Source organism: Shewanella aestuarii, from assembly GCF_011765625.1.
Classification (GTDB): Bacteria; Pseudomonadota; Gammaproteobacteria; order Enterobacterales; family Shewanellaceae; genus Shewanella; species Shewanella aestuarii_A.
The window spans coordinates 864,135-886,086 of sequence record NZ_CP050313.1 but is presented as its reverse complement, the minus strand read 5'-3'; the positions used below and the strand labels follow the sequence as shown (position 1 = coordinate 886,086).

21 protein-coding genes are annotated in these 21,952 nt (G+C 40.1%); 3 read left to right on the top strand and 18 right to left on the bottom strand.

Features of this window, described 5'->3' with window-relative positions; all coding sequences use genetic code 11:
• Positions 1-138: 138 nt before the first annotated feature.
• The 4 genes from glmM to rlmE all read right to left on the bottom strand — a co-directional run bounded on the left by glmM (position 139) and on the right by rlmE (position 5,140).
• Positions 139-1,476 (bottom strand): phosphoglucosamine mutase, encoded by a 1,338-nt coding sequence (gene glmM, locus HBH39_RS04105; RefSeq protein WP_167675856.1) that lies wholly within the window; start codon positions 1,474-1,476, stop codon positions 139-141.
• Positions 1,477-1,573: 97 nt separating this feature from the next.
• Entirely contained in the window at positions 1,574-2,410 is an 837-nt protein-coding gene (gene folP / locus HBH39_RS04100; protein WP_167675854.1) for a dihydropteroate synthase, read from the bottom strand.
• Positions 2,411-2,481: 71 nt separating this feature from the next.
• Entirely contained in the window at positions 2,482-4,464 is a 1,983-nt protein-coding gene (gene ftsH / locus HBH39_RS04095; RefSeq protein WP_167675852.1) for an ATP-dependent zinc metalloprotease FtsH, read from the bottom strand.
• A gap of 46 nt (positions 4,465-4,510) precedes the next feature.
• Entirely contained in the window at positions 4,511-5,140 is a 630-nt protein-coding gene (rlmE, locus tag HBH39_RS04090) for a 23S rRNA (uridine(2552)-2'-O)-methyltransferase RlmE (RefSeq protein ID WP_167675850.1), read from the bottom strand.
• A gap of 90 nt (positions 5,141-5,230) precedes the next feature.
• On the opposite strand from rlmE, the gene yhbY reads away from it, so the two are divergent.
• Positions 5,231-5,530: a ribosome assembly RNA-binding protein YhbY gene (yhbY, locus tag HBH39_RS04085; RefSeq protein WP_167675848.1), complete on the top strand. Its 300-nt coding sequence runs from the start codon at positions 5,231-5,233 to the stop codon at positions 5,528-5,530.
• Positions 5,531-5,761: 231 nt separating this feature from the next.
• On the opposite strand, the gene greA is transcribed toward yhbY, so the two are convergent.
• From greA to HBH39_RS04015, 14 genes are all read right to left on the bottom strand, one after another.
• Entirely contained in the window at positions 5,762-6,238 is a 477-nt protein-coding gene (gene greA, locus HBH39_RS04080; protein WP_167675846.1) for a transcription elongation factor GreA, read from the bottom strand.
• A 262-nt stretch (positions 6,239-6,500) separates the two neighbouring features.
• Entirely contained in the window at positions 6,501-6,722 is a 222-nt protein-coding gene (gene nqrM, locus HBH39_RS04075) for a (Na+)-NQR maturation NqrM (RefSeq protein ID WP_167675844.1), read from the bottom strand.
• 30 nt (positions 6,723-6,752) lie between these two features.
• Entirely contained in the window at positions 6,753-7,763 is a 1,011-nt protein-coding gene (locus HBH39_RS04070; RefSeq protein WP_167675842.1) for an FAD:protein FMN transferase, read from the bottom strand.
• Positions 7,764-7,878: 115 nt separating this feature from the next.
• Positions 7,879-9,126 (bottom strand): NADH:ubiquinone reductase (Na(+)-transporting) subunit F, encoded by a 1,248-nt coding sequence (gene nqrF / locus HBH39_RS04065; RefSeq protein WP_167675840.1) that lies wholly within the window; start codon positions 9,124-9,126, stop codon positions 7,879-7,881.
• Between the two features lie 47 nt (positions 9,127-9,173).
• Complete coding sequence (gene nqrE, locus HBH39_RS04060) at positions 9,174-9,782, bottom strand: NADH:ubiquinone reductase (Na(+)-transporting) subunit E (protein ID WP_167675839.1); 609 nt, start codon at positions 9,780-9,782, stop codon at positions 9,174-9,176.
• 5 nt (positions 9,783-9,787) lie between these two features.
• Positions 9,788-10,420, bottom strand: a complete 633-nt coding sequence (locus HBH39_RS04055; RefSeq protein WP_167675837.1) for an NADH:ubiquinone reductase (Na(+)-transporting) subunit D — start codon at positions 10,418-10,420, stop codon at positions 9,788-9,790.
• Positions 10,420-11,214 (bottom strand): Na(+)-translocating NADH-quinone reductase subunit C, encoded by a 795-nt coding sequence (locus HBH39_RS04050; protein ID WP_167675835.1) that lies wholly within the window; start codon positions 11,212-11,214, stop codon positions 10,420-10,422. Before HBH39_RS04050 ends, HBH39_RS04055 begins: the two co-directional genes overlap by 1 nt.
• Entirely contained in the window at positions 11,207-12,406 is a 1,200-nt protein-coding gene (locus HBH39_RS04045) for an NADH:ubiquinone reductase (Na(+)-transporting) subunit B (protein ID WP_167675833.1), read from the bottom strand. The genes HBH39_RS04050 and HBH39_RS04045 overlap by 8 nt, the downstream gene beginning before the upstream one ends.
• Positions 12,406-13,740, bottom strand: coding sequence for a Na(+)-translocating NADH-quinone reductase subunit A (locus HBH39_RS04040; RefSeq protein WP_167675831.1), 1,335 nt, complete (start codon positions 13,738-13,740; stop codon positions 12,406-12,408). The genes HBH39_RS04045 and HBH39_RS04040 overlap by 1 nt, the downstream gene beginning before the upstream one ends.
• Before the next feature lie 435 nt (positions 13,741-14,175).
• On the bottom strand, positions 14,176-16,248 hold the full coding sequence (locus tag HBH39_RS04035) for a TonB-dependent receptor (RefSeq protein ID WP_167675829.1): 2,073 nt from the start codon (positions 16,246-16,248) through the stop codon (positions 14,176-14,178).
• Positions 16,249-16,433: 185 nt separating this feature from the next.
• On the bottom strand, positions 16,434-16,943 hold the full coding sequence (gene luxS, locus HBH39_RS04030) for an S-ribosylhomocysteine lyase (RefSeq protein WP_167675827.1): 510 nt from the start codon (positions 16,941-16,943) through the stop codon (positions 16,434-16,436).
• A 149-nt stretch (positions 16,944-17,092) separates the two neighbouring features.
• On the bottom strand, positions 17,093-18,211 hold the full coding sequence (locus HBH39_RS04025; protein ID WP_167675825.1) for a TRAP transporter substrate-binding protein: 1,119 nt from the start codon (positions 18,209-18,211) through the stop codon (positions 17,093-17,095).
• A gap of 139 nt (positions 18,212-18,350) precedes the next feature.
• Positions 18,351-18,665: a BolA family protein gene (locus tag HBH39_RS04020; RefSeq protein WP_167675823.1), complete on the bottom strand. Its 315-nt coding sequence runs from the start codon at positions 18,663-18,665 to the stop codon at positions 18,351-18,353.
• Between the two features lie 158 nt (positions 18,666-18,823).
• Positions 18,824-19,432 carry an alpha-ketoglutarate-dependent dioxygenase AlkB family protein gene (locus HBH39_RS04015; protein ID WP_167675821.1) on the bottom strand — a complete coding sequence of 203 codons (609 nt, stop codon included), beginning with the start codon at positions 19,430-19,432 and terminating at the stop codon, positions 18,824-18,826.
• Positions 19,433-19,577: 145 nt separating this feature from the next.
• Between HBH39_RS04015 and HBH39_RS04010 the strand changes: the two genes are divergently transcribed.
• Both HBH39_RS04010 and HBH39_RS04005 read left to right on the top strand, forming a co-directional pair.
• Positions 19,578-20,339: a PH domain-containing protein gene (locus tag HBH39_RS04010; protein WP_167675819.1), complete on the top strand. Its 762-nt coding sequence runs from the start codon at positions 19,578-19,580 to the stop codon at positions 20,337-20,339.
• Positions 20,332-21,888, top strand: coding sequence for a PH domain-containing protein (locus HBH39_RS04005; protein ID WP_167675817.1), 1,557 nt, complete (start codon positions 20,332-20,334; stop codon positions 21,886-21,888). The genes HBH39_RS04010 and HBH39_RS04005 overlap by 8 nt, the downstream gene beginning before the upstream one ends.
• The last annotated feature ends 64 nt before the right edge of the window (positions 21,889-21,952 follow it).

Here is a 21,952-nt window from a genome sequence, read left to right as displayed (position 1 = left end):
GTGAATAATAGCGAACCACTTATCAAGTTACAATAGGTAATAGATGAATATTTACAATAAGCTGTCGAAGTGGTTATTTTTCAATCCAAGAAACAGCCTAAAGATATTATTTAATTTTATAAAACGATATCCGTTAGATTAACAGGCTTGTTTAACCGCTTCAGCAATTTTATTAGCATAAGCGAGAACTTGATCATGTTCATCCCCCTCAACCATCACTCGAATCAGAGGTTCGGTGCCAGACTTTCTGAGTAATACCCGCCCTCTAGAGCCAAGCTGTTGTTCTACAAAAGCTTGAGCAGATTTTACAACATCAGAATCAAGAGGGTTAGAATTACCTTCAAATCTAACATTAACTAACACTTGAGGTAACATTTTTAATGTTTGCGTTAAGGCTTCTAGCGTACTATTTTGTCGTCGCATCGCTGCAAGCACTAGAATACCAGCAACAATACCATCCCCGGTTGTACCATGGTCTAGGTTCAAAATATGCCCTGAGTTTTCACCGCCGATACGCCATTGATGTTGCTTTAAAAGCTCCATCACATATCGATCACCGACTTTAGACCTAACAAAAGGAATCTTTAAATCTTGCAAGGCAAGTTCTAAGCCTAAATTAGACATTAAAGTTCCAACAACACCACCTTTTAATAGACCGCGCTTTTGTGCATCAACGGCTAAAATATATAATATTTGATCCCCATCAATCACTTCACCGAGGCGATTAACCATCATAATCCGGTCTCCATCACCATCAAGTGCGATACCAAGATCAGCTTGCTCAGCTAAAACTGTTTCGCAAATTTTGGCCATAGATGTTGCGCCAACTTTATCGTTAATATTGATACCATCAGGTTTATCACCAATAGATATGACCTCTGCACCTAATTCTCTAAACACACTTGGTGCAATATGATAAGTTGCACCATGAGCACAATCGACCACAATTTTAAGACCTGTTAAGGTGTGTTCCGCAGGAAAGTTACCTTTACAATATTCAATATATCGGCCAGCAGCATCATCTATTCGACGCGCCTTACCTAATAAATGCGACTCAACACAAACGAGTGGTTTATCTAACTCAGCTTCAATTTCTAGCTCAATGGCATCGTCTAGTTTACTACCATCAGTAGAGAAAAACTTAATGCCATTATCATAATATGGATTGTGAGATGCACTGATTACCACACCTGCTTCTGCACGAAATGTTCGCGTAAGGTACGCTACTGCCGGTGTTGGCATCGGCCCCAATAACAGTACATTCAAACCCGCAGCAGATAATCCAGCCTCAAGTGCCGACTCAAATAAATAACCAGAAATACGTGTATCTTTACCAATAATGACTTTTTTAGTGCCATTACGTGATAATACTCGTCCAGCAGCCCATCCAAGTTTTAAGGCTAACTCTGGAGTCATTTTACCTGAACCAACTTTACCTCGAATACCGTCAGTTCCAAAAAATTGTCTTTGTTTCACATATCCCCACTTAAGCGAAATCGCTTAATCATCTTACACAGGTTTCAAATGGCATATTCAAAAGGTATTAAGTGAAATACCAAACATAGCTAGCTACTTAATCAACATAGGCCATCGTTTCTGCCATCACCTTAAGGACATCAACAGTTTCGGGTACGTCGTGCACTCTGATAATCTGTGCACCTTGTTGAGCGGCTATTAAAGCCCCCGCTAAACTGCCTGCCAACCGCTGATTAGTTGGTCGCTTCAGTAAATCACCAATCATGCTTTTACGTGATAAGCCAATTAAAATTGGCAGATGAAATTGATGAAATGCAGGTAAAGTAGCTAGCAATCGATAATTATGCGCCAAAGTTTTTCCAAATCCAAAGCCAGGGTCCAAAATCATTAAATCCTTTGTAATTCCTGCGGCCTCACAAGCCAACACTCTTTGTTCAAAAAACGCAATAACCTCAGCCATTACATCATAATATTCTGGTTCATCTTGCATGGTTTGCGGCTGACCTTGCATGTGCATCAAACATACTGGCACTTTAAGGGATGCTGCCATTTCAAGTGCTCCGGGTACTTGTAATGCTCTTACATCATTAATCATATTGGCACCTGCAGCAACAGCTTGTTGCATAACCTCAGGCTTACTTGTATCGATCGATATCCATACTTGATGCTTTTGAGCTATGTACTCAATAATAGGGATTACTCGGGCCAATTCTTCTTCAATTGAGACTTCTGCTGCTCCCGGTCGCGTTGATTCTCCACCAACGTCAATAATTAACGCCCCTTGCTCTACCATGCGATCTACATGCTGGCAAGCTGCTTCAAATGCGGCAAAATCACCACCATCAGAAAATGAATCTGGTGTGACATTAACAATTCCCATTACAACCGGATGAGATAATTCTAACTGCTTGTTATTATGCTTTAATTTAAACATCAGTATTTCCTAACACCGAAATCTAAAACAAGAAAACCCCTTTCGGGGTTTTCACAAGGTTAAGTTTAGACTCATTTAGCCGCGGACTCGTCCGTTTCTAAATCATCTTTTTTGCTTGGTTCAGCTGGTCCATCATCGGGTTTAGCTTGAGATTCAACCTCAGACTTTGGTTCAGCATTAGTATTGTTATTACCGTTACCTTTATCACCAGCAGAATCATCATTTTGCCAATCAGCTGGTTGACGCACTTCACGACGATTCATTAAATCATCAATTTGCAATGAATCAATAGTTTCGTACTTCATCAATGCATCTTTCATTGCATGAAGAATATCCATGTTATCTGTCAACAATTGATGTGCACGGTTATAATTCTTATCAATAATTGCTTTAATTTCAGAATCAATTAGAGATGCGGTATCACCTGACATTGCTTTAGTTTTACCCATGCTGCGACCAAGGAACACTTCCCCTTCTTCTTCAGCGTAAAGTAACGGCCCTAATTTATCTGAGAAGCCCCACTGTGTAACCATGTTACGTGCAATTGATGTGGCATATTTGATATCTTGAGACGCACCAGTAGAAACTTTTTCACTACCGAAAATGAGCTCTTCAGCTAAGCGCCCGCCATAAGCTACGGAAATTTGAGACTCTAGCTTACGACGACTTTGACTGATGGCATCAGCTTCTGGCAAGAAGAAAGTGACTCCCAAAGCACGGCCTCGAGGGATAATTGTGACCTTATGTACAGGATCATGCTCAGGTACAAGGCAACCAACAATAGCATGACCGGCTTCGTGGTAAGCAGTCATTTCTTTTTCAGCCTCAGACATCACCATAGAGCGACGTTCCGCCCCCATCATAATTTTATCTTTAGCTCGTTCAAATTCTTCCATGCTAACCATGCGACGATTGCCACGAGCCGCAAACAAAGCGGCTTCATTGACCAAGTTAGCTAAATCAGCACCAGAAAAGCCTGGCGTACCACGTGCAATAACACTTGCTTTAACATCATCAGCTAAAGGCACTTTGCGCATATGGACTTTAAGAATTTGCTCTCGACCACGCACATCAGGCAAGCCAACGACTACTTGACGGTCAAAACGACCTGGACGCAATAAAGCGGCATCCAGTACATCAGGGCGGTTAGTTGCTGCAATAACGATAATACCTTCGTTACCTTCAAAACCGTCCATCTCAACTAGCATTTGGTTTAGCGTTTGTTCACGTTCATCGTGCCCACCACCTAAACCTGCGCCACGTTGACGACCAACAGCATCGATTTCATCGATAAAGATAATACATGGCGCTGATTTTTTTGCTTGTTCAAACATGTCACGCACACGAGATGCACCCACACCAACGAACATTTCAACAAAATCAGAACCCGAAATGGTGAAAAAAGGTACCTTAGACTCACCAGCAATTGCTTTAGCAAGTAACGTTTTACCTGTACCTGGCGGGCCAACCATTAATACGCCCGTAGGGATTCGACCACCGAGTTTTTGGAACTTAGTTGGATCACGTAAGTAATCCACTAACTCTTTCACTTCCTCTTTTGCTTCATCACAACCGGCAACATCAACAAAAGTGGTTTTAATCTGATCTTCACTCATCAGTTTGGCTTTACTTTTACCAAACGACATCGCGCCTTTTCCGCCCCCGCCTTGCATTTGTCGCATGAAGAATATCCATACACCAATTAGCAGTAGCATTGGGAACCACGATATAAATATTTGAGTTAAAAAGCTCGATTCTTCAGCTTCTTGCCCCTTCATGCTAATACCTTTGCGATCAAGGTCATTAATTAGATCTTGGTCATACATGGGCATGATAGTGGTAAATTTTTCGCCAGTACGTTTTGTTCCTTCTATCGTACGTTGGTCGCTCTTGATTTCGACGGCATTAATTTGGCCATCACGAACATTATCAAGAAAAGCGGAATAATCCATCTTCTGCGAATTCGAAGAAGTAGGGGAATAACCCTGAAATACCGACATCAACACAACGGCGATGACGACCCAGAGTATTAGATTTTTTGCCATGTCACTCAAATTATTAGACCTCTATTACAGTCTTGCGATAATAAATATTAGACTACTACAACTTGTAACCAGTCGCCACTATATAGACTTCTCGAGAGCGTGCTCTAGAAGAGTCTGGTTTACGGGTTTTTACCACTTTAAAAGCTTGCTTAACCGCTGCCATATACTCATCAAAGCCCTCCCCCTGAAAGACTTTAACAGCAAAACAACCGTTAGCAGCTAATACTTGATGACACATATCCAATGCCAGCTCAACTAAATACATTGCCCGTGGTTGATCTACCGCACCGGAACCACTCATATTGGGTGCCATATCCGATAATACCACATCAACTTTCGCTTCACCTACTCTGGACAATAATGCATCGAGTACTTTTTCTTCCCTGAAGTCACCTTGAAGAAAATCAACACCAACAATTGGATCCATTGGTAAAATATCACAGGCAATAACTTTACCTTTTTCTCCAGCAAGTTTTACAGCAACTTGAGACCAACCGCCAGGGGCTGCACCTAAATCTACGACGGTCATTCCTTGCTTGATCAATTGATCTTTCTGCTGAATTTCCTCTAACTTAAATGCAGCTCTTGAGCGAAAGCCTCGCTTTTGAGCTAATTTAACATAGTGGTCATCAAAATGTTCTTGCATCCAGCGAGCTGAGCTCGCGGTACGTTTTTTAGTTACCATTCAAATTCCGTAACGATTTGGAGTTACATATAGAGTATATAAGGGTAGAATAGCGGTTTTTCAACAGTAACTCAGCAAAAGTTGGTATAAATGAACTTAACAACCAAACAGAAACAGTATCTAAAAGGTCTGGCACACAGTCTAAAGCCAGTTGTGCTGCTTGGTGCCAATGGATTGACTGAAGGTGTTCTGGCTGAAATTGATAGCGCTCTTAATCATCACGAATTGATCAAAGTGAAAGTAGCCTCTTCTGATAGAGAACTTAAAAATGCCATCGTTGACGCCATTGTACGTGAAACTCAGTCTGCGAAAGTGCAAACCATTGGCCACATTGTAGTGCTATTCCGTCATTCTGAAGAAATGAAAATCGCGCTTCCAAAAGCCAAGTAATAGCAATCACAGTGAATAAGTGGACAGAAATAATGTTGAAAAACTCATGATAACAAGGCAGATTTTTTATACGTAGTTTTTCTACAGTCAAAAAATCTAACGCTGTAATCAGGTATTTTAACAAGCTAGGATGATACAGTTATTCATTACGATTGGAATAATATCTAGATTATAAAAAACCACTGCCTTTGCAGTGGTTTTTTATGCCCAAATGATTAATTAAGCATGTATTTATAAATATTCAACTGACACGATTTCATAATCTGTAATGCCACCTGGAGTAGAAATACCGACTTCATCGCCTTCATTCTTGCCAATTAAACCACGGGCAATTGGTGAGTTTACTGAAATTAAATTTTGTTTAATATCTGCTTCATCATCACCCACAATTCGGTATGTCACCTCAGCATCAGTATCTATGTTCAAAATGGTTACGGTGGCTCCAAATATGACACGACCGGTATTTTCAATAGTAGTAACGTCAATAATTTGTGCATTAGATAGCTTACCTTCAATGTCACGAATACGAGCTTCACAGATACCTTGTTCTTCACGTGCAGCATGGTACTCAGCATTTTCTTTCAAATCACCAAGTTCACGTGCAGATGCAATCGCTTCTGTAATTTTAGGGCGACGATCAAACTTTAAAATCTCTAACTCTTTACGTAGTTGATCAGCACCAACAACGGTCATTGGAACTTTATTCATGTGAAATGTTCTCCATAAAACAAACGCATCCCTTGTCGATTAAATATCAACTTAATCTGTATCGCTCTAAATGATTTATGTTCAATAACAAGAATACGATGGGGATGATACATAGATAATGGCAACAGCTTACCTAAGCTTAAGCTGAGTTGCCAGTAGCTTTAAACAAAATCAATATTGAACCACTAAAAAATAAACCCTATTTGCACTTAGTTTAATAAACCTAAGCACAAATAGGGTCTTTGAAACTTTTATAGCAAGGCTAAATAATTCTGTTTTGCTCGAGCTTTTGACGACGCTCTTCTTCAGCCATACGACGCTTACGTTTATCGCAAGGATCGTCACAATCACAGGCTTTTTCAATCCCCAAAACACCTAAGCCGCCACAGCTTCCTTCAACCGCCTTTTTCTTGATGATATAACCAACCGACATCAGTAAGAAAAATAATAATAACACTACAAACGCAGCAATAAATGTGCTCATCTCAGTCTCCAGTTTAACGACTCTGGCCGATTAATTAATATAGCGTGTAAACGCATCACTATAATAGACCTGATAACCCTGCTCCTGCTTTTCAATCAGCATTATTGCTAAATTTTGCTCTTTAGCAAGCGCTAATGACGCTTCGGTACCTAATACCATCATAGCAGTAGCATAACCATCTGCTGTCATTGTACTTTTATGCAATACCGTTGCTGAAGCTAATTTATGTTTAATTGGATAACCCGTGCGAGGATCAACGATGTGTGAAAAACGTTCGCCGTTTTCTTCGTAATAATTACGATAATCACCCGAAGTAGCCATTGCGATACTTTCTAACTCAATGACTTGTTGAACCTGTTGACCTTCAGATGTGGGTTTTTCAACAGCAATTCGCCAAGCAGAACCATCAGCTTTTTGGCCCTTTACGCTTATTTCACCACCGATTTCGACAAGATAACCACTGACATGATATTTATCTAATAACGCAGCAATTTTATCTACACCAAATCCTTTTGCTATTGATGATAAGTCGATATACAAATCGGCATTATGTTTTACTAGCTTATTACCATCTATAGACAACTCAGCCATACCCATTTTGGTTTTCGCTTCATTAATCTGTGCTTGGGTTGGCACATCGATAGGACGTTTGTCTGGACCAAACCCCCATAAATTAACCAAGGGCCCTAAGGTGATATCAAGCGCCCCACCCGTAACCTCATAGAGTCTTATCCCTTCATGAACAACTTGGAGCGTATCTGCAGAAACTTCTACACTTTGCTTAATTTGTAACTGATTAAATCGAGACAGCTCAGAGTTAGCTCTATAGGTAGACATTTGATCATTCACTTGCTCAAGCGCCATATCAATTTCAGCTTGTAGCAATTGAGTTTGAGGCAATCTCTCATTATTAACCACAGTAATGTGGTAAGTAGTGCCCATAGTATTGCCAGATAGAACCAGAGTCGGCTCAGGCTTAGTGCAAGCCACCAAAAAAACGACAAGAAAAAATGAAATGAAAAATTGAATAAATTTAGTCATAAAGATGTTAGTTATTACTCATACAAAAATTGCAGCTACTTAAGCATTAGGGGCTTAAGTATAACTGCAATTAATAAAAATTAAGGTGCCGTTAAGCACCTTAATTATTTAAAATTTAGCCACCGAAGTCATCTAATAAGATGTTTTCATCTTCAACACCTAAATCTTTTAGCATGCCAATTACTGCTGCGTTCATCATTGGAGGCCCACACATGTAGAACTCACAATCTTCAGGCGCTTCATGGTCACGAAGGTAGTTTTCATATAACACGTTATGAATAAACCCAGTATAACCAGTCCAGTTATCTTCAGCTTGCGGATCAGATAAGGCAACATGCCATTGGAAGTTCTCATTTTCAGCCGCTAGGCCGTCAAAGTCTTCCACATAGAACATTTCACGCTTAGAACGTGCACCATACCAGAAACTCATCTTACGCTTAGATTTAAGACGCTTAAGTTGATCAAAGATATGCGAACGCATTGGCGCCATACCCGCTCCACCACCAATAAAGACCATTTCTGCATCAGTATCTTTAGCGAAGAACTCACCAAAGGGGCCTGAGATAGTGACCTTATCACCGGCTTTTAAGCTCCAAATATACGATGACATTTTACCGCAAGGAAGGCTTAAATTGCGTGGTGGCGGTGTTGCAATACGCACGTTGAGCATGATAATGCCAAACTCTTCTGGATAGTTAGCCATTGAGTATGCACGGATCGTTTCTTCGTCTACTTTAGATTCTAAATTAAAGAAACCAAAGTGCTCCCAATCACCACGATATTGTGCTGGTACATCAAAATCAGCATATTTCACATGGTGAGCAGGCGCTTCAATCTGAATATAACCACCCGCTCTGAACGGTACAGATTCACCATCCGGAATTTGCAGCTTAAGCTCTTTAATAAAGGTTGCTTTGTTATCATTAGAAATAACTTCACATTCCCACTTTTTGATACCAAAGATTTCTTCTTCTAGCTCAATTTCCATATCGGTTTTGACGTTAACTTGGCAAGCTAAACGACAACCTTGGCGAGCTTCGCCTTTACTAATATGATCAAGTTCGGTTGGTAAAATATCGCCACCACCTGATTTAATGTGAACTCGACACTGGCCACAAGAGCCGCCGCCGCCACATGCGCTTGACACGAAGATACCGCTATCAGCTAAAGCGCCGAGTAATTTACCACCTGCGCCAGTTTTAATTGCTTTGTCCGCATCACCATTAATACCAATAGTGATATCACCGCTCGCAACCAGTTTTGATTTAGCGAATAAAATCACTAACACTAAAACCAGTACGATGGCGGTAAACATACTCACACCTAGATAAACATCTATTGGAGTAGATTCAAGAATACCCATTCACTTATTCCTTAAAGGTTCAAATTAATACTTCGTCTTAGTGATTCTTATAAAGAAACACCAGAGAACGACATGAAACCTAGAGCCATAAGACCAGCAGTAACAAAGGTAATACCTAAGCCACGTAAACCATTTGGCACATCAGAATACTTCATTTTCTCACGGATACCCGCTAACAATACAATTGCTAACGCCCAACCGATACCAGAGCCGATACCAAACACTACGCTTTCGCCTAGAGTGTAATCACGCTCGACCATAAATGATACCGCACCGAAAATTGCACAGTTCACAGTAATCAATGGTAAGAAAATACCTAATGCATTGTATAAAGGTGGAAAATACTTATCTAAGGTCATTTCCAAAATTTGTACTAATGCAGCAATCACACCGATAAAGGTAATAAACTTCAAGAAGCTTAAGTCAGCTTCAGGAACACCAGCCCAAGCCAATGCGCCAGGAGCAAGGATACCTTGGTAAATAATTTGGTTAGCCGGTACTGAAATAGCCAGAACCACAATTACCGCAACACCTAAACCCATCGACGTAGTTACCTTTTTAGACACAGCTAAAAAGGTACACATACCCAAGAAGAAGGCCAGAGCCATGTTCTCAATGAATATCGAACGTATTAATAAACTAATATAATGTTCCATTACGGCTACCCTTTTGCTTCTACTTGCTCTGGCTTATAAGTACGGATCATCCAGATTAAACCACCAATCAGGAAGAACGCACTTGGTGGAAGTAGTAATAAACCATTTGGTTGATACCAGCCACCATCAGAGATTTTGCTGAGGATTTCAATACCGAATAATGAACCGTTACCGAATAACTCGCGAATGAAGCCTACAGATAATAAGATCGCACCGTAACCTAAACCGTTACCGATACCATCCATAAAACTCATCATTGGCGGTGTTTTCATTGCATAAGCTTCGGCACGACCCATTACGATACAGTTAGTAATAATCAAACCAACGAATACAGATAACTGCTTCGCGATATCATAAGCATAAGCTTGTAATACCTGGTCAACTACAATTACTAAGGATGCAATAACAGTCATTTGCACAATAATACGCACACTGCTAGGAATGTGATTACGTAGTAGCGAAATAAACAAGTTAGAAAACGCAGTTACCACAGTCAACGCTAATGTCATTACAATAGCGGTTTCCATTTTTGCAGTTACCGCTAGCGCACTACATACACCCAAAATTTGTAAAGCAATTGGGTTATTATTGATGATTGGTCCGGTTAGAACCTGTTTCAGTTCTTTAGTATTAGCCATTAGCTAAGTCCTCCATTGCGTGCTTTTTCAATAAAGCGTGCAAAACCTTCTTCACCTAACCAGAACGTAAGTGAGTGCTGAACACCATTACTGGTTAACGTTGCACCAGATAATGCATCGATACCATGAATAGAAGCCGCTACAGCAGGAACTTTTGTGACTTGAATCGCTAAACTACCACTTTCGTCATAAAGTTTCTTACCTTGCCATTTAGCAATCCATTGTGGATTTTGAACTTCACCACCTAGACCTGGAGTTTCACCAGAGCCAGTAAAGTCATAATACACTAGGCTTCGAATAGTATTCATATCCGCTTCAACAGCAAGGAATGCAAACATAGTTGACCACAAACCGTAGCCTTTAACAGGAATAATCACAGTTTGCAGTTGTTGGTTATCATCTTTAATTAGATAAATAACACCCTTGTTTGCAACACGTTTAACTGAAGCGATATCGTTTTTAGGCTTGAAAGAAGTAGCAGGAGTTCTGGCTGCTTTTTCAACATCAAAAGTATCGGCATTACCTTCAACAAAGTCACCCGTTTTTAAATCAACCAAGCGAGCTTCAACGTATTTATTATAGGTGTCGATAATGGTTTTCTTGTCAACCTTGCCTGATTTAGTATCCACTAAACCTGCCGCTTCAAGAATATACTTTTGCTTATCTAACAGCTTGTTCTCTTGCTGGGTAGGCTTAAGTAAAACCGCAGCTGTCGATACAAACATTGAGCAGACAAAGCAAAGACCAATTACAACAAACAGTGTTTTTCCAAACGAATCTTTATTACTAGCCACGTGCAATCCTCCGTTTGATATTTGCTTGAACGACGAAGTGGTCAAATAGAGGCGCAAACAAGTTAGCGAATAAAATAGCTAACATCATGCCTTCTGGGAATGCTGGGTTAATCACACGGATAAACACCACCATAGCACCAATCAAGAAACCGTAAGCCCATTTCGCTGAGTTAGTAAATGACGCTGATACCGGATCGGTTGCCATAAACATCATACCGAAAGCAAATCCACCTAATACTAAGTGCCAATGCCAAGGCATTGCAAACATAGGATTAGTGTCGCTTCCAATGATGTTTAATAGAGTAGCAATAGCGGCCATACCTATCATCACACCACCGACAATGCGCCAAGAGGCGATGCGAGTATAAATGATGACTAAACCACCTAGTAAAATAGCAAAAGTAGAAACTTCGCCGACAGATCCAGGAATGAAGCCCATGAAAGCATCAATCCAATTAGCGTTATTTGCGTAATCAAAAGTACCTTGAGCAGCTTGGCTTAATGCCGTTGCACCTGAATAACCATCTGCAACAACCCATGTAGTGTCGCCTGACATGCTTAAAGGATACGCGAAAAACAGGAACGCTCGACCAGCTAAAGCAGGGTTTAGGAAGTTTCGGCCTGTACCACCAAAAATCTCTTTGGCAACCACAACACCAAAGGTAATCCCTAGCGCCACCATCCATAATGGGATGGTGGCAGGTAGTGTTAACGCAAACAGTACTGAGGTAACAAAGAAGCCTTCGTTAACTTCATGACCACGTACCGATGCAAATAGTACTTCCCAAAAACCACCCACAACAAACGTTACGGCATAAATAGGTAAGAACCAGCAAGCCCCATACCACATCAAAGAGGCAATACCAGAGTCAGCAGTGAGCTGAGCACCAAATAACTCAAATAAGCCAACTTGCCATACATCAGGCGTACCAAAACCTGCAGCTAACGCAACTTGAGCTTGTAAACCTACGTTATACATACCAAAGAACATCGCTGGGAATGTACATGCCCATACGGTGATCATCATACGTTTAAGGTCAATATTGTCACGTACGTGTGTAGTGCCTTTATTTACCTTACCCGGTGTATAAAAAACAGTAGCCGCAGCTTCATAAAGTGCGTACCACTTCTCGTATTTGCCGCCTTTTTCAAATTGCGGTTCAATACGTTCGATAAAATCTTTCAAGCTCATTAGCCTTCCCTCTCGATCGTATCTAAGCAGTCACGTAGGTATGAACCATAGTCATACTTACCAGGGCATACGAAAGTACATAACGCCAAATCTTCTTCATCTAACTCAAGTGCACCTAAGGTCACTGCACCATCATAATCACCTGATACAAGATCACGTAATAACATAGTAGGAAGAATATCTAATGGCATTACACGTTCATAGTTACCAATTGGCACCATAGCACGGTCTGAACCACCGGTACTGGTTGTCATTGAGAATAACTTCGAAGGAGATAAGTGGCCTAAGAAAGCACGAGTGATTGAGAATTTATTGGCACCAGGCATTGCCCAACCAAAAAACTCTTTTTCATAACCTTCTTCAACCATGCTAACTTGCGTATGATAGCGGCCTAAATAAGCATGTGGGCCTTTAGCTTCACGTCCATGTAAGACTGAACCTGAAATCACTCTGACATTGCCTTCAGCCACTTCATTAGCCGTTAATTCGCCAATACTTGCACCTAATTGAGTGCGAACTAAACGAGGTTGCTTAGCTTTAGGGCCGGCAATAGCAATTACGCGCTCAGTGTTTAATACACCTTGAGTAAATAATTGACCGACAGCAATGACATCTTGATAACCAATATGCCAAACACTACGGTTTGCTGATGCGCTAAGAATGTGATGAATGTGAGTACCAACAAGCCCTGCAGGATGCTTACCAGCAAACTCTGCCACCTGGGCATTTTCACTTGGTATATCAGCGCCCGGAGCTTTACATAGATACACTTTACCTTCAGTTAAACGTGCAAGCACTTTTAAACCATTAGCAAAATCTTCTTTATGTTCAGCGATGACGACCACAGGATCGGCAGCAAGGGGTTGAGTATCAATGGCGGTGACGAAAATACCTTGCGTTGTAGCATCAACGGCAGGCACTTTACTAAATGGGCGCGTACGCAAAGCTGTCCACAAACCCGACTCAATCAGATTATCACGAACAACTTGAGCGTCTAACGTGCTTAAAGTACCAGCATCATATTGCTTGAATGTAACGCTATCGTCACCCTCAACGGCAATAACTACTGATTGAAGTACACGCTTTGCACCTCGGTTAACTTCTAAAATGGTACCACTGGCTAAAGCTGTATATTTAACGCCTAAATTCTTTTTATCTTCAAAAAGAACCTGACCTTTTTGTACTTTATCGCCCACTTTAATCTTCATTGTAGGACGTAAGCCAATATACTCTTCACCCAAGGTAGCAACGTGTCTAATGGCTGGGCCATTATGGATAACTTGCTCTGGTCCACCTGCTATAGGTAGTTCCAATCCTTTCTTAATTGTAATCATATCCACAAGCACTACGTTTGAAGGAAAGACAATGCGCCACGTTCCGCTACAAAAACAATGTGTTAACAAACAAAGTGCTTTTGAGCTAGCGCAGATTTAACACGGAAATGCGATCGAAATCACGCTGGTCGCGCACATTTTACCGTAAAAGTGAGACTATCGCCACGAAAATAATAGGTGTTTTCAAACCAATGCACTGATTTAAATCCCCAAATAAGGGCAGTGGTTAATTTCAGGGCGAAACAAGGTAAAAATACATTTTACGCATCGTGTGAAAATGAATATAACATTAATTTTTATAGAAATATCTTTGAGCAGATTTTTTTTATACTATTCAATAAATAAAATAAAGCCCAAGCTAATTGGCCTTGGGCTTTAACATTTTTCAAACAAACCGTCATTATTTAGTAGGTAAAACACAGAGTATTTGATTAACTAAAAATGACCTTGATAACCTATATATGTTTTGAGTTCACCTTGTGAAATTATCCCCATTTGATAATTCTTAGCCACTAAATCATCATCTAACAGGTTTTCAACCCGAACATAAACCTTATGCTCTTTTGACATTTGATATTGAGCAGCAAGATCAATATTCCATTGTGAGTCTATACCATAATTACCAGGAAAAAATGGACTGCCTGTTTCAGTTTGATATAACGCATTGGCAACTATGCTAAATTTATCCATGACAAAACCAATACTTGCACTCACTTGCTGTTCTGGCACCCAAGGTAATTGACTACCATCGCTGTAACACCCAACAATGATGTCGCAATTGGTTTGGCCAAACTCAGCTTGGGTATAACGATAATCTAACGCTAATGGAATCGAGTACCAGTCTAGATTGAGACTGTAATCAACTGAAACATCAATCCCACTGACAGACACATCTTTTAAGTTAACTTGTTGCGTATTTTGGATTGGGTCGCAATTCACACCCCACTTACAGGTAGAATGCATATTATCAAAGTCATGCATATAAGCCGTTAAGCCAACATTTAAACCATCTTGCTGATAATTTATTGCCAACTGGTACTGTAAAGCCTCTTGAGCAAGTTGCTCAGTATTACCCGCACCGGCGGCGGTCCAGGCTTGCTTGGCGCTTAAAGCAAATAACCAGGCATTTTGTTGATAAGCCACTTCAATCGATGGTATCCAACCATCATCAGAAAAATCAGCCGCTGTTAATAATTCAGTGTTATCACCTAACTCTCGACTGACACTGACATGCTCATAGCCTAAACCAAAATTAACTGATAATTTTTCGTAGTTTAATTTTGCATTAACGGCTGTCGTAATAGCATCTGCATCATCGGTGTATTTTCCAACAGCATAATCAGTATCTTGCTTAGTTAATGATAAATCTTGATTAATGAGATAATCATGTCCACCGACTCGCATTTCGGCTTTATCAGTATGATAGCGGGCTTGATATATGACCTCATGCGGGCCATACATAGTAATACCTTTGCTTTGAACACCAAAGCCAGCAAAGTCATTGTCATTTTTTGACGCTGAAGTCAGTAAGCCCTCTGCCGTAGGCGCTTTTTCAAACTCAGATAATTGCATTAAGCTTAAGTTATTAATCAGCTCATCTTCGAGAAGCAGTGTGTCATGACCTCGTTGGGAGAATGTCTGATAATAAAAGTCAGTAAACACCTTGGATTGACCAGGTAATGATACTTGATGCGCTAATGCATAACGTTGCCGTTTACCATGCTCATAATCAAGTTGAGTCGCCGCATATCGCCCATTAGGCTTTGCCGTAAAATAATCGTCGGTTAAACCGATTTTGCTGGTATCTGAGGTTTTATCTGAATAATAGTAACTAAACTCTGTTTTCTGATGATTTCTGGCACCCGGTAGGCTATCTGAATTAATTTTAAACATGATATCTGTCTGCTCATGTTTATTGTCAAAATCAGTTATAAATCCAGAGTCAGTATCCGCCTTTTGATAATCAACACCCAATAACATGCCATATTGTTTGGTTTTACCGCCAACCAAAATGCCACCTGCAGGCGAGCCATCGTCATTGATTTCTACGTTAATAACGGTATCGATTTCACGAGGGCTAATGGCAATGCTGGTATAGTTTAATAATCCAAAACCACCTTGACCACCTTGGCCAACATTAGTTTGTTGATGACTAGACAGCGTTGACTGAAAAAATAAGTTAGGCTGTAAAACAATATTTTGCCCTGAATAAGGCGCGGCAGAATAAAATATATTGTCTTGCATTATTGCAACACCATTGGTTGCACCGCGAACAGAAATGGGATTAGTTATATGATCAGCGCTAGGATGAACAGTAACCCCAGCTTTGGCTAATACATTTCCAGACTCACGATAATGGAACAGGGCGATATCCGCTTGCTGTAAATCAATATAAGAATTTTGCTTTTCTATTGATTCCGTTACCGTATTGGCCACACTAGGAAAACTTCCCAGCATTAACATTACAGCTGAAGCGACAATTGAAACACTAAAAGAGCGAGCAGACATATTAATCTCCATATCCTGTCTAAAATCTTTATTTTTAACCACTGCTGGCTTTAATGACTACTCTATACAATAGCGGTTTGCGAAACATAAAAACAGCATCTACAACAAACAGGTAAAAATTAATCAACCAAACAGTAAAAAAGCGGCCTAAGCCGCTTTAAACACCTGATGAGCTAAATCATCAATTAAAGTTTACCTAAAATCTCATCACTTAATGCTAAATCATCATTTTTATTAACCCGAACACCCGCTGCAATAATAGAACTAGCAATATCTTTAGCCTGATCTAAAGAATGCATTTCATAGGTGCCACACTGATATTCATTTAATTCAGGAATATCTTTTTGATCGGTGACACTTAATACATCTTGCATCGCTGCCAACCAAGCGTCAGCGACAACTTGCTCAGAAGGCTGGCCAATTAAACTCATATAAAAACCAGTACGACAACCCATTGGTGAAATATCAATAATTTCAACACTATCGCTATTTAGGTGATCACGCATAAAACCGGCAAAAAGATGTTCTAGCGTATGAATACCGCGCTCACTTAGAATATCTTTGTTTGGCGCACAAAAACGTAAATCGAATACCGTAATTGAATCGCCACTTGGTGTGCTCATGTGTTTAGCAACACGAACTGCAGGGGCACTCATTCGAGTGTGGTCTACGGTAAAGCTATCTAATAATGGCATGTCTTTCTCCCAAAAATGTCCCACTTACCTTGTATTAAACAGCGTACAGATAAGACGTTAAAACAATATTAGCGTCATGATAACATTAACGTACTAATGCAAACAGCAACAAAATGCAGCAAAACCGTTAAGCCATTGTTCCTCCATAATCAATGAGGTTGTTCAAACACCATCGCATCTTCTGTGTAATAAAAAAATCGTTTAACCTGTCGCTCATTAGCTAAATAAGCTTTCATCACTTTAGCAAACATAGGATCTTTTTTAGCCTCTTGCTGCAAGACCTCATCTCGCGCATCGAGTAAGGCTTTCAGTACCTCTTGAGGAAACGGTCTTAGCTCAACCTGATGTTGATTAATTAACGTCTCCATTGAGATAATATGACCTTGGGTATAATCATCCAACATATCTTGATTAACAGCTCTTGCCGCCACAGTCACTATTGCTTGTAAATCTTGAGGCAAAAGATTAAACGCTTGCTGATTAATAATAAATTCCATGGTTGAACCTGGCTCATGCCATCCAGGGTAATAATAGTACTTAGCCACTTTACTCAACCCCAACGGCAAATCATTGTAGGGCCCAACCCATTCCGCAGCATCTATTGATCCAGTTTGCAATGCACCGTATAACTCACGACCTGCCATTTCTCTAACAGGAATACCCCCTAAGCGCTTTAACACTTCACCACCACTTCCTGGCAAACGCATTTTTAGGCCCTTAAAGTCGTCGACTTGATTAATTTGTCGATTAAACCAGCCTCCCATTTGCATTCCTGTATTACCACCCGCCATAGGAATGACACCAAAAGGCTGGTAGGCTTCTTGCCATAATGCCATTCCGCCACCATGATAAAGCCAAGCATTCATTTGCTGAGCATTAAGACCAAAAGGAATGGAAGAAAAAAACTGCGCTGCGGGAATTTTTCCTTTCCAATAATAAGCGGCGCTATGCCCCATCTCTACTTTGCCATTACTGACTCCATCAAAAACCGAAAATGCTGGCATTAATTCACCCGCGCCATACACAGTAATGTTTAAACGCCCGCCAGACATGTTATTAACTAGCCTTGCAAAATTTTCTGGCGCCATTCCTAAACCTGGCAAATTTTTTGGCCATGAGGTAACCAATCGCCATTCAATGGCTGTAGAGGTTTCAATCATAGGGTTATCAACAGTAGATGCTTCTATTTGTGGCTGCACCGGTGCAGGCTGACAAGCTTGCAATAGCAGGGCTGACGCAAAAAAAGTGAATATTAATAGCCGATACATCAATGAGATATCCTTATTAATGAGAGTAAAAATACATTAATCCTAAAATTGTACAAATACTAGTCGACTATTGTGCAATATAAAAAAACCTCACTAATTTGTGAGGTTCTTTATCGATGACTGTAATCACGCAGGGCAATTATCCTTTGCAGTTAGGTGTTCTGGGCACCTCTTCAACTTGTTGCCATTCTGCTGGGGTATAGGTATTAATTGATAATGCATGCACTCCATTAGCAAGTTCACCTGCTAAAACTGTATTGACTTCACGATGGCGAGCCAAAGGACGTTGACCATCAAATTTGTCACTCACGACAATCACTTTAAAGTGTGTTTCAGAATTAGGTGGAACATGATGGCGATTACTTTCATTAATCACTTCAAGATGTGAAGGGGTAAAAAACTGATTCAGTTTATCAGTAATTATCTGTGCAACTGACATATCTGTAACTGACATAGCGGTTTACTCTTGGGATCATAAAAACTGCAGATTACTGAGTTCGATGCGTTAGGTCAAACTCCATCAAGGCAAAAATACAGTCTATTTCAACTTATTAATATTGTTTTGGTGCAGATCGCAGTGGTCAAATGATTGAGACTCTTATCAAATAAATATTAACCATAAAAATGGGGAATAATTTTTCTAAAGGTAAAATTAATTCGAGCTTGTCGCACCCTCAACCTTTTTGGCACGCAATGCTGCCAATCTTGCTGCATACCCGCATGCATTATAAGTAGATCGCCACTTTGCAAAGCAAAACTCGTTTTTTGTTGAGTGGATTTATGCCGTAATACAAAATCTCGGCATGCACCTAACGTCACCGATGCGATAACACTATTGGGTTCAATTTCAGGCTCATCATCACTATGCCATCCCATTGACTCGCTCCCATCTGCATAATGGTTAACCAATACCGCATTAAAATCTAGAGCGTAGTCATTGGCTAATTTTTGCCGTAATTTACTTAACACTCTTGGCCATGGTAAAGGCGAGATTAAGGTTTTAGAGTAGCGGTATTGGCAACCGATATCGCCAAACCAAGCTTGTGTCCGAGGGATAAAATGTTGCTTTCCAAAAACTTCAATTTCAATCTTTTCAAGAGGATAACAAGCAACTTCATCCAACAGCAATTGCTGCTGTTTATCAGATAAAAAACCTCGATGATAACTTATTGGTGGGCTGATATTTACACTACTTTCATCGGTAAATAAATGCACTTTCATCCCCTCTTTGTGGCATAAGCGAATTAACAGTCTCTAAATAAAGGCTAACGCTAACGAATAAAATGTATACAAATATGTATCCACTACCATGTGACATAAAATGTCGCTATAGTGTGTTGTAGCAAAGACCGATTTCAAGGTAATTATGACAGATAATAATAAACAACTTGACGAACAACACCTGTTTGCAAAGCAACCTAATACTAGCGCCATAGTCAGCGATAATTATGATCATGGGCAAATATTAGTGACTGCACAGTTAACCCCATTGCACCAATTAACATTACAAAAAGTGGATGTGAATTACCCTAAGTTACAGTTAGGTATTGCCTCCGTCATATTAGGACTCATTACGCTACTTATAACCTTATTGATCTTTATCATCCCACCTATTGGATGGCTAATTAAAAGCTCAATCAGCCTCATCACTATCTTATTAACCTTAGGAGTGATTCGGCTTATTTACGTAAAAGCCTGCCAAGTCGAATTTGGGGTGTTTGCTAACGAGTTTGTTATGCGTAGTGGTTTATTTTGGATATCGACAACCGCCTTACCTTATACCCGCTTACAACATGTGAATTTATCCCAAGGACCACTGGAACGTAAATTCAACCTCATTACCTTAAAGTGTTATAGCGCCGGTTCGGGTGAGGCCGAAATTGATTTGCCAGGATTAAATGCAAAATATGCAGAGCATCTAAGACAACACTTATTACAGCAAGCTGCAGAAATACAGCAAACAGAAACTGCACAGCAAGCTAACGCTTATACATCATCGACAGCAATCAAACCGCCCATTGACAAGTCACCAATAATTGAACAGAACTCAGTTCAAACAAACAATGTTGATGTGAGACATCCCCCTCGTTCGAATGACAAGCTAGCGGATAATAATCAACATGAATGAGCAAACGCAAAAAACCACCAGCATTGATGATCTAAACGCTGTAAATTGGCAAGCACTGTCACCTTGGTCAATTGTTAGCTTTGTTATTGGGTCGATAAAGACGATTGCAACTAACGGCTATGCTCTCATTCCGATTGTTTATGCTGGCTGGCAAAATGATGTGTCCCTTTTTTGGGTTATTGATGGTGTATTAGTGCTAATCGTCTTGCTGAGTAGTTTTGCATTTGTCCAATGGCGTAAATTTCGCTATCGAATAACGGATCAGCAACTTGATGTTCAACGAGGGTTATTTTTTACTAAAAAAGATGAAATCCCACTCAGTAGAATTCAAAACATTCGCTTTGAACAGCCTTTCTATTTTAAACCCCTAAAACTCGCGATTTTGGTGATTGAGACAGCAGGCTCAAGTAAAGATGAAGCTAAATTAACTGCACTTGATGTTGATAAAGCACTTAAGCTCAAACAACATTTATTACAGTTAACCCCGATTGCACACGCAAAAGATGACAGCTTTTGTTCTGAAGACCAAACCCAGCTAGTACAAGAGTCGCATCCGATTGTTAAACGAAGCTTTGCCGATTTGGTCCTATTTGGTTTTTATCAAAATAACTTTATTTGGTTTGCGATAATTGCAGGTCCTATAGCTGGCCAAATAGATTGGGAACAAATCGTAAAATCACCTTTATTCCAGCAAAGCCTTAACTGGATAAGCCAATTAACTCACAACAATTTCATGTTACAGATAGGCCTATTTTTCGGTTTATTGATCTGTGGCTATTTATTATTTTCACTTATTTCGGTGGTGTCTTCGGTACTAAAATACTACCCATATTCTTTAGATAAACATCAGCAAACATTACATCGCAGTGGTGGAGTCATCGCTCACCAACAAGATGCATTGGCAATCAAACGAGTCCAAGTTATTCATTTTCAGCAACCACTATTAGCAAGCTTATTTGATCGTTGGACCATATTTTTAAAGCAAGTCAAAGGTAATGAAGTCGAAGAACGCACCAAGCAACATATGCTAATACCTAGCATTAAAAGCACCGAAGTCGAGGCTGTTTTTGAACAACTTGCCGATTTAAGTCGTGAAAAACTATTATTGCCAAATCACTATCAAGGGATACATATTGCTTGGTTTTATAAGCGAGCATGGCTGGCATTTATTCCCGCAGTGTTTATCAGTGCGGCTTATTTTATAATGGGTTTAGATATTAAGCTTGTTGAATTGGCGTTTATCGGCGCAATCATTGCGACAATTTTGCTTTATATTCGTTATAAACGCTGGGGATTTGTCATCGAGGATCAAGTAGTTTGGCAACATACAGGCTTACTTGCTCGCAATTGGAAACGCATTCCTTTTGATAAAATACAGCATGTTAAAGTGACTCAAACTGCAACACAAAAAAAGCAACGGCTGGCATATTTAGAATTAGGACTGGCCAGTGGCGCAATAATCCTACCTTATATTCCTATCGAAATAGTCGACAAGCTCGTCGCTAACTCATTAAATGAGGTTGCCAAAAAGTATCATCAATGGATTTAGCCCGCTTGAGAACTGTTATCTCTTACGATTGAGTGCTTAGCCCATACATACAAATCATGACCAA

Bases quoted from the DNA above. Each gene is read 5' to 3' on its own strand.
- HBH39_RS04040 (WP_167675831.1), bottom strand. From the start codon at position 13,740: ATGATTACAATTAAGAAAGGATTGGAACTACCTATAGCAGGTGGACCA.
- HBH39_RS04025 (WP_167675825.1), bottom strand. From the start codon at position 18,211: ATGTATCGGCTATTAATATTCACTTTTTTTGCGTCAGCCCTGCTATTG.
- HBH39_RS04055 (WP_167675837.1), bottom strand. From the start codon at position 10,420: ATGGCTAATACTAAAGAACTGAAACAGGTTCTAACCGGACCAATCATC.
- HBH39_RS04010 (WP_167675819.1), top strand. From the start codon at position 19,578: ATGACAGATAATAATAAACAACTTGACGAACAACACCTGTTTGCAAAG.
- luxS (WP_167675827.1), bottom strand. From the start codon at position 16,943: ATGCCATTATTAGATAGCTTTACCGTAGACCACACTCGAATGAGTGCC.
- rlmE (WP_167675850.1), bottom strand. From the start codon at position 5,140: ATGGTAACTAAAAAACGTACCGCGAGCTCAGCTCGCTGGATGCAAGAA.
- greA (WP_167675846.1), bottom strand. From the start codon at position 6,238: ATGAATAAAGTTCCAATGACCGTTGTTGGTGCTGATCAACTACGTAAA.
- nqrF (WP_167675840.1), bottom strand. From the start codon at position 9,126: ATGGGTATTCTTGAATCTACTCCAATAGATGTTTATCTAGGTGTGAGT.
- folP (WP_167675854.1), bottom strand. From the start codon at position 2,410: ATGTTTAAATTAAAGCATAATAACAAGCAGTTAGAATTATCTCATCCG.
- HBH39_RS04045 (WP_167675833.1), bottom strand. From the start codon at position 12,406: ATGAGCTTGAAAGATTTTATCGAACGTATTGAACCGCAATTTGAAAAA.
- yhbY (WP_167675848.1), top strand. From the start codon at position 5,231: ATGAACTTAACAACCAAACAGAAACAGTATCTAAAAGGTCTGGCACAC.
- nqrE (WP_167675839.1), bottom strand. From the start codon at position 9,782: ATGGAACATTATATTAGTTTATTAATACGTTCGATATTCATTGAGAAC.
- HBH39_RS04015 (WP_167675821.1), bottom strand. From the start codon at position 19,432: ATGAAAGTGCATTTATTTACCGATGAAAGTAGTGTAAATATCAGCCCA.
- HBH39_RS04070 (WP_167675842.1), bottom strand. From the start codon at position 7,763: ATGACTAAATTTATTCAATTTTTCATTTCATTTTTTCTTGTCGTTTTT.
- HBH39_RS04005 (WP_167675817.1), top strand. From the start codon at position 20,332: ATGAATGAGCAAACGCAAAAAACCACCAGCATTGATGATCTAAACGCT.
- HBH39_RS04020 (WP_167675823.1), bottom strand. From the start codon at position 18,665: ATGTCAGTTACAGATATGTCAGTTGCACAGATAATTACTGATAAACTG.
- nqrM (WP_167675844.1), bottom strand. From the start codon at position 6,722: ATGAGCACATTTATTGCTGCGTTTGTAGTGTTATTATTATTTTTCTTA.
- HBH39_RS04035 (WP_167675829.1), bottom strand. From the start codon at position 16,248: ATGTCTGCTCGCTCTTTTAGTGTTTCAATTGTCGCTTCAGCTGTAATG.